The 16989-nt window shown below is 50.7% G+C and carries 11 protein-coding genes; 2 read left to right on the top strand and 9 right to left on the bottom strand.

The window, feature by feature from the left end; all coding sequences use genetic code 11:
• Positions 1 to 26: 26 nt before the first annotated feature.
• Positions 27 to 2060 (bottom strand): oxidoreductase, encoded by a 2034-nt coding sequence (locus D889_RS0106660; RefSeq protein WP_010631499.1) that lies wholly within the window; start codon positions 2058 to 2060, stop codon positions 27 to 29.
• A 196-nt stretch (positions 2061 to 2256) separates the two neighbouring features.
• Here D889_RS0106660 and D889_RS0106655 point away from each other — a divergent pair, with 196 nt between their 5' ends.
• Together D889_RS0106655 and adhE are read left to right on the top strand one after the other, a co-directional pair.
• Entirely contained in the window at positions 2257 to 3153 is an 897-nt protein-coding gene (locus tag D889_RS0106655; RefSeq protein ID WP_010631500.1) for a LysR family transcriptional regulator, read from the top strand.
• A 320-nt stretch (positions 3154 to 3473) separates the two neighbouring features.
• Entirely contained in the window at positions 3474 to 6062 is a 2589-nt protein-coding gene (gene adhE / locus D889_RS0106650) for a bifunctional acetaldehyde-CoA/alcohol dehydrogenase (RefSeq protein ID WP_010631501.1), read from the top strand.
• A 133-nt stretch (positions 6063 to 6195) separates the two neighbouring features.
• On the opposite strand, the gene D889_RS0106645 is transcribed toward adhE, so the two are convergent.
• From D889_RS0106645 to D889_RS0106610, 8 genes are all read right to left on the bottom strand, one after another.
• The gene (locus D889_RS0106645) at positions 6196 to 7347 is read right to left on the bottom strand and encodes a mannitol-1-phosphate 5-dehydrogenase (protein ID WP_010631502.1); all 1152 of its coding nucleotides are present in this window, start codon (positions 7345 to 7347) and stop codon (positions 6196 to 6198) included.
• A gap of 5 nt (positions 7348 to 7352) precedes the next feature.
• Positions 7353 to 9461: a BglG family transcription antiterminator gene (locus D889_RS0106640; protein ID WP_010631503.1), complete on the bottom strand. Its 2109-nt coding sequence runs from the start codon at positions 9459 to 9461 to the stop codon at positions 7353 to 7355.
• Positions 9462 to 9544: 83 nt separating this feature from the next.
• Positions 9545 to 11461: a PTS mannitol transporter subunit IICBA gene (locus tag D889_RS0106635; protein ID WP_010631504.1), complete on the bottom strand. Its 1917-nt coding sequence runs from the start codon at positions 11459 to 11461 to the stop codon at positions 9545 to 9547.
• A 332-nt stretch (positions 11462 to 11793) separates the two neighbouring features.
• On the bottom strand, positions 11794 to 12435 hold the full coding sequence (locus D889_RS0106630; protein WP_010631505.1) for a L,D-transpeptidase family protein: 642 nt from the start codon (positions 12433 to 12435) through the stop codon (positions 11794 to 11796).
• A gap of 28 nt (positions 12436 to 12463) precedes the next feature.
• Positions 12464 to 13108, bottom strand: a complete 645-nt coding sequence (locus D889_RS0106625; protein ID WP_010631506.1) for a M15 family metallopeptidase — start codon at positions 13106 to 13108, stop codon at positions 12464 to 12466.
• A gap of 59 nt (positions 13109 to 13167) precedes the next feature.
• Positions 13168 to 14235: an ABC transporter ATP-binding protein gene (locus D889_RS0106620; protein WP_010631507.1), complete on the bottom strand. Its 1068-nt coding sequence runs from the start codon at positions 14233 to 14235 to the stop codon at positions 13168 to 13170.
• A 117-nt stretch (positions 14236 to 14352) separates the two neighbouring features.
• A complete protein-coding gene (locus D889_RS0106615) occupies positions 14353 to 15960 on the bottom strand; it encodes a peptide ABC transporter substrate-binding protein (protein ID WP_026039060.1) in 1608 nt (535 codons plus the stop codon).
• An 18-nt stretch (positions 15961 to 15978) separates the two neighbouring features.
• Positions 15979 to 16986 (bottom strand): ABC transporter ATP-binding protein, encoded by a 1008-nt coding sequence (locus tag D889_RS0106610; protein ID WP_010631509.1) that lies wholly within the window; start codon positions 16984 to 16986, stop codon positions 15979 to 15981.
• Positions 16987 to 16989: the final 3 nt, after the last annotated feature.

The following is a 16989-nucleotide window of genomic DNA, read 5'->3' as shown; positions in this document are numbered from 1 at the left end:
TCGTGCCGGAAACAGCGATCCATAGATCACTTTATCCCGACAGCAACAGGAAAACCACTCTTCAGACTGTCAACTTTCTCAATCGTTTTAAGAATGTTTCTTCCTTCCTGAGTGCCGTTAATCAACCGGCGAGCTGCCTTACTGTCACCGATAGTTATCTGTTCAATCTTATTAGAAAGGCAGAAATCAGTCAGTTCTTTGCCCATCGGATTGAATGACCGCATTCCAAGGCAGATAAAGCCATAATCAAAGTTAACCGAACGCTCGACTCCCTCTGCGCGGACATCGAAATGGTCTGCCGCAACACGTACCAAAGCGGTATTCGTGAATTGATTGACGTGGTACTTCCTGAGCATCGCCTTCATTGATACTTTAGTAACCAGATCAAGATCTTTACCCAGAACCGGCAGCATTTCAATGATAGACACGGAACCTGCACCTCGACTGGAGAAATACTCCGCCACATCGAGGCCAACTGCTCCGCCGCCGACAATGGCTACATTTTTACCTGTAAATGGACTGAACCTCTTCAAGTCCGCCAGGAGATCGAAGACCGAAAATACTTTCCGGTCAGCTTTATCCAGTTCCTCATGCAAACCGGTAATCGGCGGAAGGAGCGGTGTAGCGCCGCTGGCTGTCACGACAATATCCGGGCGCATCTGTGCAACATCGTTGAGAGTAGCCCGATGGTTCAGAGAAATACTCAGATTGGACAGCCGCCTTGCTCTGTTCTCCAGATAATCCGGGAAATCTGCAATTCTTTTCTTATCAGGAAGTCTGGAAATCTCGCGGGCAAGCCCACCAAGATATGGCTTGGCTTCGAATAGCTGAACGTCGCAGCCAACTTCTGCTGCGGTGCAGGCGGCTTCCAGTCCAGCCGTACCGCCGCCGATGACTGTCACACGAACCGGATGGGCAACTTGATAGAGCTTGTAGTCATCGCCATGGATCAGATCCGGATTAATCGTGCAGCGGATCGGTTTGCACTGGGCAATCCGGTTGTCGGCACAGCCGATGTTGCAGGAAATACATTTTCTAAGCAGGTCTTCCTGACCATTCCGAACTTTGTTGACCCAATAGGGTTCCGCCAGAAGCCCGCGGCCGAGAGCAATGAGATCTGCCTGTCCGTCTTCAAGAATCTGCTCGGCTGTTGCAGGAGTACGAATATTCCCTGAAGTCACAGTAACTTTTCCAAACTTTTTCCTCACAGCTTCTGCCATATACGCACGCCAGCCGTCCTTCAGTGACATTTCATCGATCTGGTACTGAATTGAATCATTCAGTGCCGCCGACACATTGAAGATATCAATCTGGTTATTTAGAAAGTCCAGCAGTGCCAACGTATCTTCCAGTGAATTGCCGCCCGGTACAAACTCATCGGCACTGAAGCGCAGCGCAATCGGAAAGTGCGGACCGACTTGCCGGCGAACTTCATCAATGACCATTCGGGTGAACCGGGCACGGTTTTCCGGACTGCCGCCGAATTCATCGTGACGCTGATTGTAATACGGGGATAGAAACTGGCTCAGCAGGTAGGAATGGCCGGCATGAATTTCGACACAGTCAAACCCGGCGCGCTGTGCTCTCCGAGCTGCTTCACCGTATTTTTTGACAATCGCAAGAATCTCTTCCCGGCTGAGCGGACGAGGCACAGATCCTCCCTTTTTAGATGGAACCTCAGATGAGGAAACCGGCCGGGCTCCGTTGAGGCGTCCGGGATAAGCTGAAGCACCGGCATGGTTGATCTGGACGGAAACACAAGTGCCATATGCATGCATCGTTTCTGTAAATTTGTAAAGGCCTGGAATAAACTGATCATTATCCATTCGCAGCTGTGTTGTTCCATTCGTGCCCATCGGGTAGTCGATACAGACGTTTTCAAGAATAATCAGGCCCGTACCCCCCCTGGCCCGGTCACGATAATATGACAAATGATCTTCACTCATACTTCCATCCAGATTGGCAAAATTGGTACCCATCGGCGGCATGATGATCCGGTTCTTAATTGTCATTCTTTTAACCGTCAGTGGTTTAAAAAGCAATGGATAGTCAGTTACCATTACCAGTCACTCCTCTTCTTTTTGTGATGTAATTCACATTAAATTGATTTGTTGTAAAATGACTGGACAGTCATCATAAAAAGATTGTTAATTCATTCACAAATTTATTGTAGAATTCGCTTACATTGATTACAATAAAATTATCATCCATTATCTATTGATTTTATCTATAGTTTAATTGAAGAGGCGATTCTTGTTGAACTTGAAACAACTTTATTATTTCCGTGACCTGGCAGAGACAGAAAACTATTCACTGTCGGCAGATCGGCTGACCATTACGCAACCGACGCTCAGTCATGCCATTTCCCTGCTTCAGTCGGAACTGGGTGTATTACTGTTTGAAAAGCAGGGACGGAATGTTCACCTGACCCATTATGGAAAATGTTATTTGACCTATGTACGGAAAGCGCTTGATGAACTGAAAAAAGGAAAGGCAGCACTTGATACCCTGATTGATCCTCATTCAGGCACGATAGAATTGGCTTTTATCTATACAATGGGTGCTGCATTTGTCCCTAAAATGGTCCGTGAGTTCTCGGACAAGCCGGTATATGGCCGAATCCGTTTTAGTTTTCACCAAGGGACAACTCAGGATGTTACGAATAAACTTATCGACGAATCTTGCGATCTTGCTGTCTGTTCCTATGCTGAAGGCCATCCGGAAATTAGTTTTACCCCAGTATATCGGGAAGAACTGGTGCTGATCACGTCAAAAAATCATCCGCTCGCCAAATACGACCGCATCGATCTCCGACAAACCACCGATTATCCCTATATCCTGTTTAATCGAAAAAGCGGACTCTATCCATATATACGCGACACCTTCCGTTCACTTCGGCTCCAGCCGAAGATTGCCTGTATTGTTGAGGAAGATCAGGCAATGGCCGGACTGGTGTCGATTAACTACGGGATTGCGATCATCCCGAAAATGAAGATGCTTGACACATTTGATGTAAAAATATTGAAGATCACGAATAAGATTCCTGCCCGGATCATCTATCTCGCATATTTGAAACACAGTTTCATGAGTCCCGCAGCGGACGCATTCAAGGACTTCCTTCTGAAACAGAATCATCCGATATCATTGGATTAAGGCTTTTATGATTTCAGACGGAAATTTTGAACAAATTGTGAATTCAGAAATTTAGTGCGCTATCTGAGGCCAAAGGGTTTACAATAGTATGTGAAATATTTCACGTTTATTATTGATCCATTTAATTACATAGCACTTAACCGAGGTGACAGGAAAGCAGCAGCAAGATGTGCAGATCTTTATCCTTTCAGTTGGTAAGTCGGCAACACGAATACCGTACAGAGCGGCCGATTATTAAAGCAGGTTAGTCTTTTATGTGAACTAATTCACATAAAAAGTCCGCTCTGTGAAATATCAATCACACCAGGAGGTTTTTGATGATGGCTATTAAAGAAAGCGAAGTTAAAAAGGGACAGACCGTACAGCAAATGGTCGATCAGCTGGTCGACAATGCCCGTCAGGCAATCAAGGACTTCGAGCCGCTGAACCAGGAGCAGATTGATGAAATTGTGAAACAGATGGCGATCGCCGGACTGGATCAGCACAAGCAGCTCGCAAAATTGGCCGTTGAAGAAACCCGGCGCGGTGTCTATGAAGACAAGATCATCAAAAACATCTTTGCCACTGAATATATCTACCATCACATCAAACGTGACAAGACGGTCGGCATCATTTCCGGAAATCCTTATGATGAAACAATCAAAGTCGCCGAACCTGTCGGCATTATCGCCGGTGTCACACCGGTAACCAATCCGACATCCACCGTGCTGTTCAAATCGATCATTGCCATGAAGACAAAGAATCCGATCATCTTCGGCTTCCATCCTTTCGCGCAAAAATCAAGTTCGGCCGCGGCAAAAATTGTTCTTGATGCGGCTGTCAAAGCCGGCGCACCGAAAAACTGCATTCAGTGGATCGAACATCCGTCGCTGGAAGCAACCCAGGCACTGATGCACCATCCCGGAATCGCCCTGATTCTGGCTACCGGAGGTCCCGGAATGGTCAAAGCAGCATACAGTTCCGGCAAACCGGCTCTTGGCGTCGGCCCCGGCAACGTGCCTTGCTATATCGAGAAGTCGGCCGATATTAAAGAAGCCGTCAACGATCTGATCATGTCCAAGACCTTCGACAACGGTATGATCTGCGCGTCGGAATCCGCAGCGATCATTGATAAAGAAATCTTCGAACCTGTGAAAAAAGAACTGCTGGCCAATAACTGCTATTTTCTGAACAGTGAAGAGAAGAAAAAGGTTCAGAAAGTCGTCATCAACGAGGAAAAATGCTCCGTCAATCCGAAGGTCGTCGGCCAGACGGCGGCGTCCATCGCCAAGATGGCCGGGCTCACCGTACCGGAAAACACGAAGGTCCTGATTGCCGATATGAAGCGCGTCGGTCCGGACGACCCGCTCTCAAGAGAAAAGCTGAGTCCGGTTCTCGCCTGCTATAAAGTCAATTCGACTGAGGAAGGCTTCAGACGGTCTGAAGAGATGCTTAATTTCGGGGGCAATGGCCACTCCGCAGCGATCCATACGACCAATCACGAGATTGCCGTAGCCTTCGGGAAGCGTATGCACGCCGGACGGATCATCGTCAACGCACCGTCTTCGCAGGGCGGCATCGGCGATCTGTATAACGCCTTCCTCCCGTCACTGACGCTGGGCTGCGGGAGCTACGGCGGCAATTCCGTTTCGCATAACGTCGGCGTCGCCGATCTGATCAACGTGAAGACGATCGGCAACCGGAAGAATGAGATGCAGTGGTTTAAGATTCCGCCGAAAATTTATTTTGAAAAAAATGCGACACACTATCTGACACAGATGCCGGACATCTCACGGGCACTGATCGTCACCAGCCCGGATCAGGTCCAGTCCGGGAGCACTGACCGGATCGTCTATGCCCTCAGCACACGGCCGCATCTGGTTCGCACGGAAATCTTCTCCGATGTCACACCGTCGTCGCCGGAAACCCTGGAAAAAGGGACAGCTATGATGAACAAATTCAAACCGGACGTCATCATCGCCTTAGGCAGCGGTTCCGTCCTGGATGCCGCCAAGGGCATGTGGCTCTACTATGAAAGCCCGAATGCAGATCTGTTCGGCATGAAGCAGGCCTTCCTCGATATCCGGAAACGTGCCTATAAATTCCCGGTACTCGGCAAGAAAGCCAAATTTGTCGCGATTCCGACGCACAGCAGCAACGGCTCGGAAGTCACGCCGTTCGCAGCAATTACCGATAAGAAAGGAAATGCTTATCCGCTGACCGACTATGCGCTCACCCCTGATGTGGCCATTCTGGATCCGCAGTATATTCAGCCGGTATCCGGTCGTGAAGTCGCCGACACCGGACTCAACGTGCTGACCCAGGCCACTGAAGCCTATGTTTCCGTAATGGCCAATGACTTTACCGACGGGCTTGCCGTGAAAGCCATTCAACTTGTTTTCCAGAACCTTCCGAATGCTTACCGTGGAAATCAGCAGGCGCTGGAAAAGATCCACAGCGCGTCGACACTTGCCGGAATGGCGTTCTCAAACGCGTTCCTCGGCGTCACCCACAGTCTGGCTCACGAACTGAGTATGACCTTTAAGCTCCCGCAGGCACGCTGCTGCGCGATCATGCTGCCGGTTGTCGTCCGCTATAATGCTCAGAAACCGGAGAAGTTCGCCGAATTCCCGAAATACAAATACTTTATCGCTGACAAACGTTATGCGGAACTGGCGAAAGCCATTGACGCACCCGGAAGAACTACAGCCGATGGCGTGGACAATTACATCCGCGCGATCAAGAAGCTGGCGGCCGATGTCGGGGAGCCGATGAGCCTCGAAGCCGTCGGTATCCATAAAGAAGAACTGGAAAAGGTCATCGACGATATGGCGGATCGTGCTCAGGGCGACCAATACACGATCACCAATCCGAAATGCCCTCTCGTCAAAGAACTGGTTGACGTCTATCGCCAGGCGTTAAAGGGGTAAACCAGAATCTGATAAGGAACAGGCAGCTGAGATTCAGCTGCCTGCTCTTTTTGGTCAGACAAAAAAGGTATCTGCACGCCGCCTGGCGACTGCAGATACCTTTCTTTCATATACCTGAATTTTTTTACAGATGTTATTTGCTGACGGTTTTGGTCTGCTTGTACTGGCTGACCACTTCCTGGGTGATCGGATCGGATTCTTCCAGTCCGGATACTTCATGCAGAACCGCAATCAGGCCGTTTTCTTTCAACTTCTTCTGAAGTTCCACAGCCTCTTTGTCGGTTTCGGCGTCAAAGTGCAGGCAGGCCGCAATGGCTTTGGCCAGATAGTCGTACTTCAGGCCCAGCTTCTCCGCCTGAACGGCCGGTCTGACGAGCCGGTCCTGCGCGCCGAGCTTACGCAGCGGGGCACGGCCGACACGAGTGACATCATCATTCAGCTTCGGGTTCTGGAAACGATGGAGAATTTTTTCAATATAGGCCTCGTGAACTTCCGGCTTAAACCCGTATCTCTTGATCAGATAGGCACCGGTTTCTTCGATGGCCCCTTTAACATCCTTATAGATTTCCGGATCCTTGAGCGTTTCGTGGATCTTCTCCTTGCCGGCAAGATAGCCGAGATAGGCCGTTACCGCATGTCCGGTATTAACGGTAAACAGCTTCCGTTCGATATAAGGGGCCAGATCCGGAACCGTCTGCATGCCTTTGACTTCAGGTACCGGTTCGGACGATTCGACGATCCATTCATGATAGTCTTCAACCAGCACATCCAGCAGTTCCTTATTATGCTGCAGCGGCACGATGCGGTCGACGGCCGAATTCAGGAAGTAGACCCTGCCGTCCAGTTTCTTTACCGTTTCCGGATCAAGATGGCTGAGCACATAACCCTTCAGGAGATCCGTTGCGTTAATCTGGTTCTCGCAGGCGATGACATACACCTTTTCGTCGGTCGTCTTAAGCCGTTCCGTCAGACCCTGTGCAATCAGCGGTGCAATGAACTTGAGCACTTTCGGGCCGATCGCCGTGGTGATGAACCTGGCTTCTTTAATCGCAGCGATGACCTGTTCCGGATGTTCCTTGTTGTTGATTCCCGATACATTATGAATCTGGAAGACCTGCTGCGGATCGGATGCGGTCCGTACAGTGTAGGTTCCCTTTTCATTTAATGCATCGATAATCGGTGCTGCCAGATCTACGAAAGTGACATGATAACCGGACTCTGAGAACAGTCCGCCGATAAAACCCCGTCCAATATTTCCTGCACCAAAATGTACAACCTTTGCCATAATGATCAGTCCTTTGAGAATTTATTTAGTAGATATTGGTAGAAAATATCTTCAAGCTTCTCGCGAACGACTTTTTCGTTCGCTGAAGTAAAAACCAGTATGCTTTCTTTATCTTCAACAAGTGAGGCGCTGATTCTGCCGATGACTTCATTTCCGAACTGGTCTGTCGGCTCCGGTGCCAGCAGAATCAGGAAGTTATTCACCGGCAGTTTTTCTTCATCCATGCCGTTCAGGACGAAATACCGGTCCGAGCGGACAATTTCAAAGGTCAGCGATTTTACCGCCTGATCCCGGCAATGAAACAGAGCCATTGTGGTTCCGGGAATGGCGAGACCTGCCAGCTTCTCCCGCGCCAGCAGCCGAGCGGCAATCCGGTCCGCATCGGACACGACGCCCTGGCTCTGCAGCAGTTCCGCCGCCTTGCGGATGACCTGTTCCTTACTTTCCTGCGCCTTGAGCCGGTAGACAGTAAAATGAGCCATGATCTCCCGGATTGCAAGCTGAACATGATCCACGGCATCCATAAAATGTTCCAGTGACGGAGCCGGTCCCTCATCTGCAGCCGGTTTCATCAGCGCCGGCTCAGATGACGGCCGGACGACCGGTATTAACTTCTTCCGCGCTACCAGGTGCCGGGTCGTTGAATGAATGTCGTCGGCATCTTTTTTGCTGAGCAGCGGATTAACGAACATGCACGGGATGACCTGTTTGGGCAGATGAACGGTGGACAGAATCAGGTCGTACTGTTCAAGTTCAAGTCGTTTCATCTCGCTGATCGACGAAACCGAAACGGATAAGAATTCCGGGAACTCTTTCCTCAGCCGTGATGCCAGCATTTTTGACGCACCAATGCCTGTCGGACAGACAACCAGAGCACGAAGTTTCACATCCTGCTTTCGCTGCTCCAGTGCCGAACCGAAGTGGAGCACAACATAAGCGATTTCATCATCGGGAAAAGAAACCTGTTTGAACACCTGTTTCAGGCACTCCGCAATGATGGCGAAAAGATCCGGAAAGCGGTCTCTTACCTGTTCGGTCAGCGGATTGAATGCCGGGAGCTTCTCTCTGATCCGGAACAGCGACGGTTCAATGTGTGCCATCAGCCCCTGAAACAGGGAAAAGTCATCCGTCAGATCCACATTTACTTTTGCTGAAACCTGCAGGATCAGCTGCCGGATCGCTCTTCCTGTCGCCGCACTGTCAAAATGGACCGATTCTTCACTTCTGAGACGCGACCCCTTCAGAATCATGCTCAGAAACATTTTCTCCTGAGCCGGCAAGTGAATCGACAGGCGCTCACCGATAATGGTACTGACCTTGTCGACAAATGGCAGAATCGCTTGCGTGCCTTGCTGCCCGAATTTCCGGGCATTGGGCAGTGTCAGAGGATTGCCGCCGTGATAGCGCTGCAGGGTGATGCACACCTGAGTCAGAAAACCCATATAGTCATTGTCCGCAAGTTCTGCATACATATCCTTGATATTCTGCCGGATCGCCCGGTCTGCTTCCCACAGATAGTCCTGCCGGAAGTAGTGAAGGATCAGCCGGTCTTCCGTCACCTTTTCATCGCGCAGGTGAAAGATCGCATCCATCATTTCCTGGTTAAAGTAGTGCAGGTAATAGTTAGCCAAGGCAATACGCCGATCACTTTCAGCGCCTTCAATCTGAATGCCGACGCCTCTTTTTCTGCTGAGGCTGACCTGAAACTCTTTCATCCAGCCGGACAGTTCGTCGAGATCACTGAGCAGCGTCGCCACTGAAATGGTCAGATCACTGGCAAGCGATACGGTTTTCTGCGGACCTTTGGCGTCCAGCAGTTGAAGCAGCAGGCACAGCCGCCTTTCTTTTACCGGAAGATCCATCGGTTTGACTTTGGCCAGTGTCTGAATTAGCTTGAATATCGATCGATCCGAGCCTTCAATATGAAGATTGTTATTGTCCTCATGAACCAGCTGAAGATCGAATTGTTCCAAAGTGTTCTCGATTTTGTTCAAGTCCCGGTGCACGGTCCGGACACTGACCCGAAGATAAGTGGCAATCGACGAAGGTGTATGGCGCCCGCTTGTCTTAATCAGCAGCTCGATAATCGTTTTTTCTCTGTTGGTGACAAACATGGAATCAACCAACCTTACCTTTTTTCTTTACCGTAACACATCCGGTAACTTGCTGCACCTGCTCCGGCTGACTGATCCGCCGCTTATGAATTCTTTTCAATCGCCTGATTGATGACCTGAAGCAGCTCATCAACGGATCCGGCACGAACCATCGCTTCAACGTTTTCCATTTCTGCGCAGGCAACCGCGATTTTCGACAGAATGGCCAGGTGACTGTTGTTCTTGCCGGCAATGCCGAAGATCAGGCGAACCTTATTCCCGTCAAAGTCAATCCCCTGAGGTACCTGGACAATGACGACACCGGAAGCAATGACTTCCTTTTTCACTTTCTCTGTGCCGTGCGGAATCGCAATCGAGTTGCCCATGTAGGTCGACATATCCTTGTCACGTTCAATCATCCCGTCAACATAAGAAGGATTGACATAACCTCCGTCGACCAGCGCCTGACCGGCGAAACGGATTGCTTCCTCTTTGCTTGAGAACGATTTATTCAGGAAGACATTTTCCTTCTTTAATACCTTTTCATCGTTGAGAATCGTCTTCGGCTCACCGGTATCCGCAGCCTTGGCCGATTCATGTTTTGCACCCTTCTTCAGATCGTTGATCAGTGCGTCATAAGCCGGACTGGTCAGGAAGTTATCTACGGAAACGTGATACGCATTCGGTGCCTTGTCCTTCGCACGCGCCGTGAGTCCGGACTGCGTGACGACCACCTGGGCATCTTCAGGAATCGCACTGACTGCCGAGTTGGTGACGTAAATATCAAGTCCTGCTGCCTTGACTTTCTTTCTCAGCAGCGAGGCACCCATGGCACTTGATCCCATGCCGGCATCGCAGGCGAAAACGATTTTCTTGACTTTGGCCGGATTTAAGTTCTTCGAAGCGGTCAGAGTTCCGGAAACACTGCTCTTTTTCCCTTTCATGCTTTCCATCTGTGCCGTGGCTTTTTCCAGGTCTCCGGCTTCTGCTTCGCTCTTATCCATTTTCAGGATGAACGCAGCAACGACAAACGTTACGGTCATTGAAATCAGCACATCGAGCATATTGGCCATGAAAGCGGTCCCGGAGCGCGGTGTTGCTGCCAGTACGGCGAGAATGCTGCCAGGGGAAGCCGGCCCGACCAGCCCGCCTTTCAGTGTAACCAGTGTGAAGACACCACTCATACCGCCGAGCATCGTTGCGATGATCAGTACTGGTTTCATCAGTACATACGGGAAGAAGATTTCATGAACACCACCGATGAAGTGAATGATCGCTGCACCGGGTGCCGACTGTTTTGCGTTGCCTTTACCAAAGAAGCAGTAGGCAAGCAGAATGCCCATGCCGGGTCCGGGGTTGGCTTCAAGCAGGAACAGCACCGATTTGCCATACTGTCTGACTTGTTCGATTCCGATCGGTGTTAATACACCATGGTTAATCGCATTGTTCAAGAAGAGGACTTTCCCTGGTTCAATGAACAGACTGGCAAGCGGAAGCAGGCCCGTATGGATTAGCCATTCAACACCGTCTGCCATTGCCACACTGACGATATCGACAAGCGGTCCGATACCAAAGAAGGCAATGATCGCAAGAATGCCGCCAAGAATGCCGGCTGAGAAATTGTCAACCAGCATTTCGAAACCGGTCTTAATCTTTCCTTCGACCGACCGGTCAAATTTTTTGATGACATAGCCGCCAAGCGGTCCCATGATCATCGCGCCAAGAAACATAGGAATATTGGTTCCGACGATGACGCCAAGTGTTGCGATCGCGCCGACGACGCCGCCGCGATGGCCGTTAATCAGTTTGCCGCCGGTATAGCCAATCAGAATCGGCAGCAGATAGGTCACCATCGGCGTAACAAGCTGAGCTAAGCCTTTGTTCGGCAGCCAGCCATTTGGAATGAACAACGCTGTTATAATGCCCCATGCCAGGAAGGCACCGATGTTCGGCAAAATCATCGAACTCAGGAAGTTGCCGAATTTCTGTACCGCCAGCTTAAGGCCCTTTGTCTCTGTCATGTTAAATCCTCCTCCAGTTTGAAAAGCACGGGAATGAATGATGAAATGATTGCGCTTTCAAAGTAAGCGTTCTCACTATTGCCCTGCTTTCTTTCTACACCTTTATTATAGGTACGGCCGGACGGGGGAAACAACAGTTACTAATGCTAACTTTGTCATGGTGCCAGAGACAAAGCTTAAACGAGCTATGCCGTGCCCGGTCTGTTCTTTTTCCGGTACCGCCCAGAACCGGGATGGCACTGTCTGCAAAAAAAGGCCGTCTCATCTCCCAAAAACTGCAGATGAGGCGGCCATACGATGAAATGCAGAAGTTCACGTCTTCTGCCGGAAATTCAGAACCTGCCGACCTCCTGTTCACTGGTGCCGTTGATGATGTATGCGCCGGGACGGAGCAGCCGCACCAGCCGCTGCATTTGATCGGCCGGAACAGAGACGCAGCCGGCAGTCGGCCCGCCAGTTGCGCAATGGAGAAAAAAACCCGAGCCGGCATAAGGCGTTCGCGACCTATTGTACTGAATCACCACCGCATAGCGGTAAGCATCCGGATAGTCAGCCAGATGCTCGCTGGGCGGATTGAAGTGATCTCCTTCCTGCCAGGAATTATAATCCGGGCTCGCGCTGTCTTCCACCCACCAGGAGCGCGGCGTAATCTGCCGGAACGGAAGTTCAGTTCCGGGATTTTCCGTGCCGAACGCCGGACCGAGCGGGAATGCACCGACGGGTGTTGTCTTTCGGCCTTCTTTTGTTAAACCGACACCGTTCGCACCCACATAGCCGCGGGTCGCCAGTGTGTTGCGCCAGATCCCGTTTTCATTTTGCCAGAATGTCACCTGCGCGGTACTGCCGTCGGCTATGACGGCGACAATCTGCCGGGTACGCAATCCCGTTTTTGTACGCGCCACAACGGGTTCATGATTGTTTTTCTCTGCTTCGGCAGAGGGACCGGATGAACGCGCCGGTTTTGATTTATGCATGGCACAGTTCCCCTTTCCCGTCAGACATTCACTTCTCCGTTCCGCCATACAGGGGGATGGTATGATTCGCGTTTGCCCATGTCCGGTCCCCGTAAGAGTAATGCCACCACTCGGCTGGATTCGGTACAAATCCGGCACATTCCATCAGGTGCCTTAATTTTCGCCGGTTGTTCCGCGCCCGGAGTGCACTTCCGGATAACCCCTCTTTCCCTTCATAATAGGTGAGTCCGGCTTTGTCAGTAAAGTCATCAAAATCCGTTCCCATCTCCAGCCAGTCCTGCCCCTCCGCAAGGGTCAGATCAATGGCCGATCCTGAATAATGCGGAGCCGGACAGGCTGGATCCCGGGAAGGGAAAGCGACAAACCCGGTCATCTCCTCTTTGACTTGCTGCTCTGTATGTCCGAGTTTGCGGAAACGGGCAGCTGCCCGGTCATAGAGACACCGCTGCGTTTCATAGGACCGCCAGCCATCAATCAGAACCAGGGACAACTGACCGGGCAGACGGTCTGCCAGCCGGATGATTCTTTCGGCAACGCCCTCCCGGAGAAAAAGCAGCGGCGAGGTTCCCGGGAGCTTTTGCAGGTAATAGGAGGGATAAATCGTTATTTTTTTCGAGACATTTTCCATAGCTACAAGCTTTTCACTCTGTTTCGTGAATACACTGCTGGTCATCAAATAACAACACCTTAAATATTTAGTTAATAAGTTTCTGGTCTGAACCACGCCCTGCACTAAAAGTACAGGGCGTGGTTCAGATATGGGAAGATCGACTGGAACGGCCGGTTTTCCTCTTTATTGAAAACCTGCTTCATGCGTGCCGCGTGGCCTGATTTTGCACTGGGATGGAGGTGACAGGCGACATAATGACCTTCAGCAACCTCTTTCAGAGAAGGCTTCTCCGACGCGCAGGCCGCCATCGCCAGCGGACAGCGTGTCCGAAATACACACCCGCTCGGCGGATTAATCGGACTCGGCAGATCGCCGGACAGAATGATTCTTTTCCGTTTCTCTTCCACGTCCGGATCGGGAATCGGTATCGCCGAAAGCAGTGCCTGTGTATATGGATGAAGCGGCCGGTCATAGAGAACCCGGCTCGATGTCTGTTCGACAAGATGGCCGAGATACATGACGGCCACATCATCGCTAATGTATTTCACCATCGACAGATCATGAGCAATAAACATCATCGTGAGCCCTTTTTCCTTCTGAAGCTGTTTCAGCAGCTGGACAACCTGCGCCTGAACGGATACATCAAGTGCAGAAATCGGTTCATCAGCGATGACAAATTCCGGATTCAGTGCCAGTGCCCGCGCGATCCCGATCCGCTGCCGCTGACCGCCGCTGAATTCGTGCGGATAACGATTGAGAAAATCCGCACTCAGACCGACTTCCTGAAGCAGCTTCTCCACACGGGCGCGGCGGTCCCGGCCATTTTTGCAGAGATGGTGGATATCCATCGGTTCGGCGATCAGGTCGAGAACCGTGGAACGCGGATTCAGTGACGCATAAGGATCCTGAAAAATCATCTGCATACGTTTCTTGAGTTGAAAATGTTCCTTTTCACTCATGGCATCCGTGTCTTTGCCGTCAAATACGACTTTGCCGCCGGTTTTCTCATAAATGCCGAGAACGGTTCGTCCGAAAGTCGTTTTTCCACATCCGGATTCGCCGACGATGCCCAGTGTTTTCCCTTTCCGGATGTTCAGGCTCACGTCATCCACAGCTTTAAGCAGTCGGTCATGGCCGAGATCGAAATACTTTTTTAAATGTTTTACTTCCAGAAATGCGCTGTCCGTCATGTTTAACCCTCTTTCCCTGTCCGGTTCGCTTCAGGCAGAAGCGATGTACAGCCGGATAAAAAGCCGTTTCCTGGACTGAGGAAAGCGGCCTTCTGTCGTTGATCATTTATTTCCCGGTTATTTCGCTTTTGCTGCCCATTTCAGTTCCATATAGCCGACCGGATGATAAACAATACCGGAGACTTTCGGATTGAGCAGATATGCCTGATTATAGAAGTAAACCGGGAACAGCGGCATCTGATTGATCAGCAGTTTCTCCGCCTGATACATTGCGTTGTAACGCTTGGTGTTGTTCGCTTCCGTCGATGCTTCTTTCGTCAGCTGGTCATACTGCTTGTTGCTCCACTGCATGCTGTTCATCTGATTGCCGGTCTGGAAGTTGAGCAGATAATCAATCGGATCGGCAAAATCAGCCAGGAACGAGCCTTTGGAAAGCTGGAACTTGCCTGCCTTCTGCTGGGACTGATAGACATTCCACTCCATATTTGCCAGACCGACGGAGACGCCGAGATTCTTTTTCAGCATCGCCTGAATGGCTTCGCAGACTGCCTGGTTCTGAGGATCCGTACTGTATGTCAGCGTGATTTTCGGCAGTGTCTTATACCCGGCCTCCTTCATGCCCTTCTTCAGCAGGCTCTTGGCCAGTGTCGGATCATACTTATACAGATCGCCGTTATGGGCACGGAAATCCTGACCGCTCGGGTCCTTGAAACCCGGAGAAACAAAGCCGTAGGCCGGGACATTTTTCTGTTTGAGGACATAATCTGTGATCTGCTTATTGTCTACAGCGTACGCAAATGCTTTACGAATATTTATGTTCTGGAACGGCGCCTTTTTCACGTTCATACTGATGAAAAAAGTTCCCCCCTGCGGCGCTACTTTGACCTTCCCGGACTGGAACAATTTTGTACTCAGATCGGCCGGAACGCCTGAACTGTCAAGCTGCCCGGACTTATACATCTGATATTCCGTATCTGGATTGTTCACCATTGCCCAGTCAATCTGATCCAGTTTGACTGACTTGCTGTCCCAATAAGTATTGTTCTTCGTAAACACCATACTGGCGTTATGTTTCCAGGAAGTCAGTTTATATGGGCCATTGCCGACAAATGTTTTGGCGTTTGCAAACCACTTTGGATTCTTTTGTGCCACTTTTGCGTCAACAGGGAAGAAAGCCGGGTTCGAAATCAGGTTGGTAAAATAAGATTGTGCGGCTTTCAGTTTCACAACGAGTGTTTTCGATCCCGCGGCTGTCACCATCATGCCGCTTGCCGGACCCTTGCCGGCGTTATAAGCCTCAGCGCCTTGAATGAGATAGCCGAGAAAGGCAGCCGGTGATGCCGTCTTCGGATTCAGAAGCTGTTTCCAGGAATACACAAAGTCCCCGGCTGTCACCGGATCGCCATTGGTCCATTTTGCGTCCTGACGGATGTGGAACGTATACGTTTTCTGATCTTTGGACACGGTCCAGCTTTGCGCCATCGCCGGCTTTGGATTATTCGTCTTATCCAGCCGGGTCAGCCCTTCAAGCAGGTTGTTCAACGGGTTCAGAGAATACGAGTCAAAAGCTACGGCAGGATTAAATGTTGTCGGTTCCGACCCGTTGTTCAGTTTCAGCACGGACTTGCCAGCCGACGCATTCGGACGGGCGGTACAGCCGCTGAACACAAAGACCAGGAGTAATGAAAGACTCACAAACAAAACTCGGCTAAACCACTTCTTCAAGGCAATTCCCCCTCATTTCTATTTTTCAACCGCTTCTCTGACAGCCTGCGCTCTTTTATCTAAAAGCCAGCAAGCCGCACGATGATGAAGATCGAGCCAGGTTGTCGGCGGTTGAACATGATCACACACTTCCATCGCGAATGGGCAGCGGTCGCTGAAGGCGCAACCTGCCGGAGGAGAGAACAGATCAGGCGGCGCCCCTTCAATCGGATGGAGTTCATCCGAAGGGAGGTCGATCCGGACAATGGAATCAAGCAGCGCTTTCGTATATGGATGACGGGAATGGTAAAAGATATCCCGCTTATTCCCTGTTTCCACAATTTCACCGGCATACATGACCGCAATACGGTCGGCTATTTTCGCCACAATGCCAAGATCATGCGTGATCATGATCATCGCGACCCCTGTTTCCCGCTGGATCCGTCCGAATAGCTCGAGAATCTGGGCCTGGATCGTCACATCCAGAGCGGTCGTCGGTTCATCGGCGATGATCAGTTTCGGCTGGCAGATCAGCGCCATGGCAATGACGATGCGCTGCCTCATCCCGCCGCTGAATTGATGCGGGAATTCTTTCATCCGTTCCTGAGGATTCGGGATACCGACAAGTTTCAGCATATCCACGGCCCTTTTTCTGGCCTCGCTCCTTGGTACTTTGTTCTGATGCACCAGTCCTTCCGTCATCTGAGAACCAATGGACAGCGTCGGATTCAGCGACGTCATCGGATCCTGAAAGATCATTGAAAGGTCGACACCGCGGATCCGGCGCATCTGTTTCTTCGTCAGCCGGGTCAGTTCCTGATGATCAAACCTGATCGATCCTTGTGTTATTTTTCCGGAAGCCGGAAGCAGACCCATCACCGACAGGGACGTCACGCTTTTTCCGCAGCCGGATTCACCGACGATTGCCAGAGTCTCACCGCGGTTGACGGAAAAATCGACACCGCGCACCGCACTGACCCGGCCGCCATGCGTTTTGAAAGTCACATGCAGATGACTGACTTGAAGCAACGGTTCTTGATCACTCATCAG

The organism is Sporolactobacillus vineae DSM 21990 = SL153 (genome assembly GCF_000377985.1).
Lineage (GTDB): Bacteria > Bacillota > Bacilli > Bacillales > Sporolactobacillaceae > Sporolactobacillus > Sporolactobacillus vineae.
This window is presented reverse-complemented; position numbering and strand designations above follow the sequence as displayed.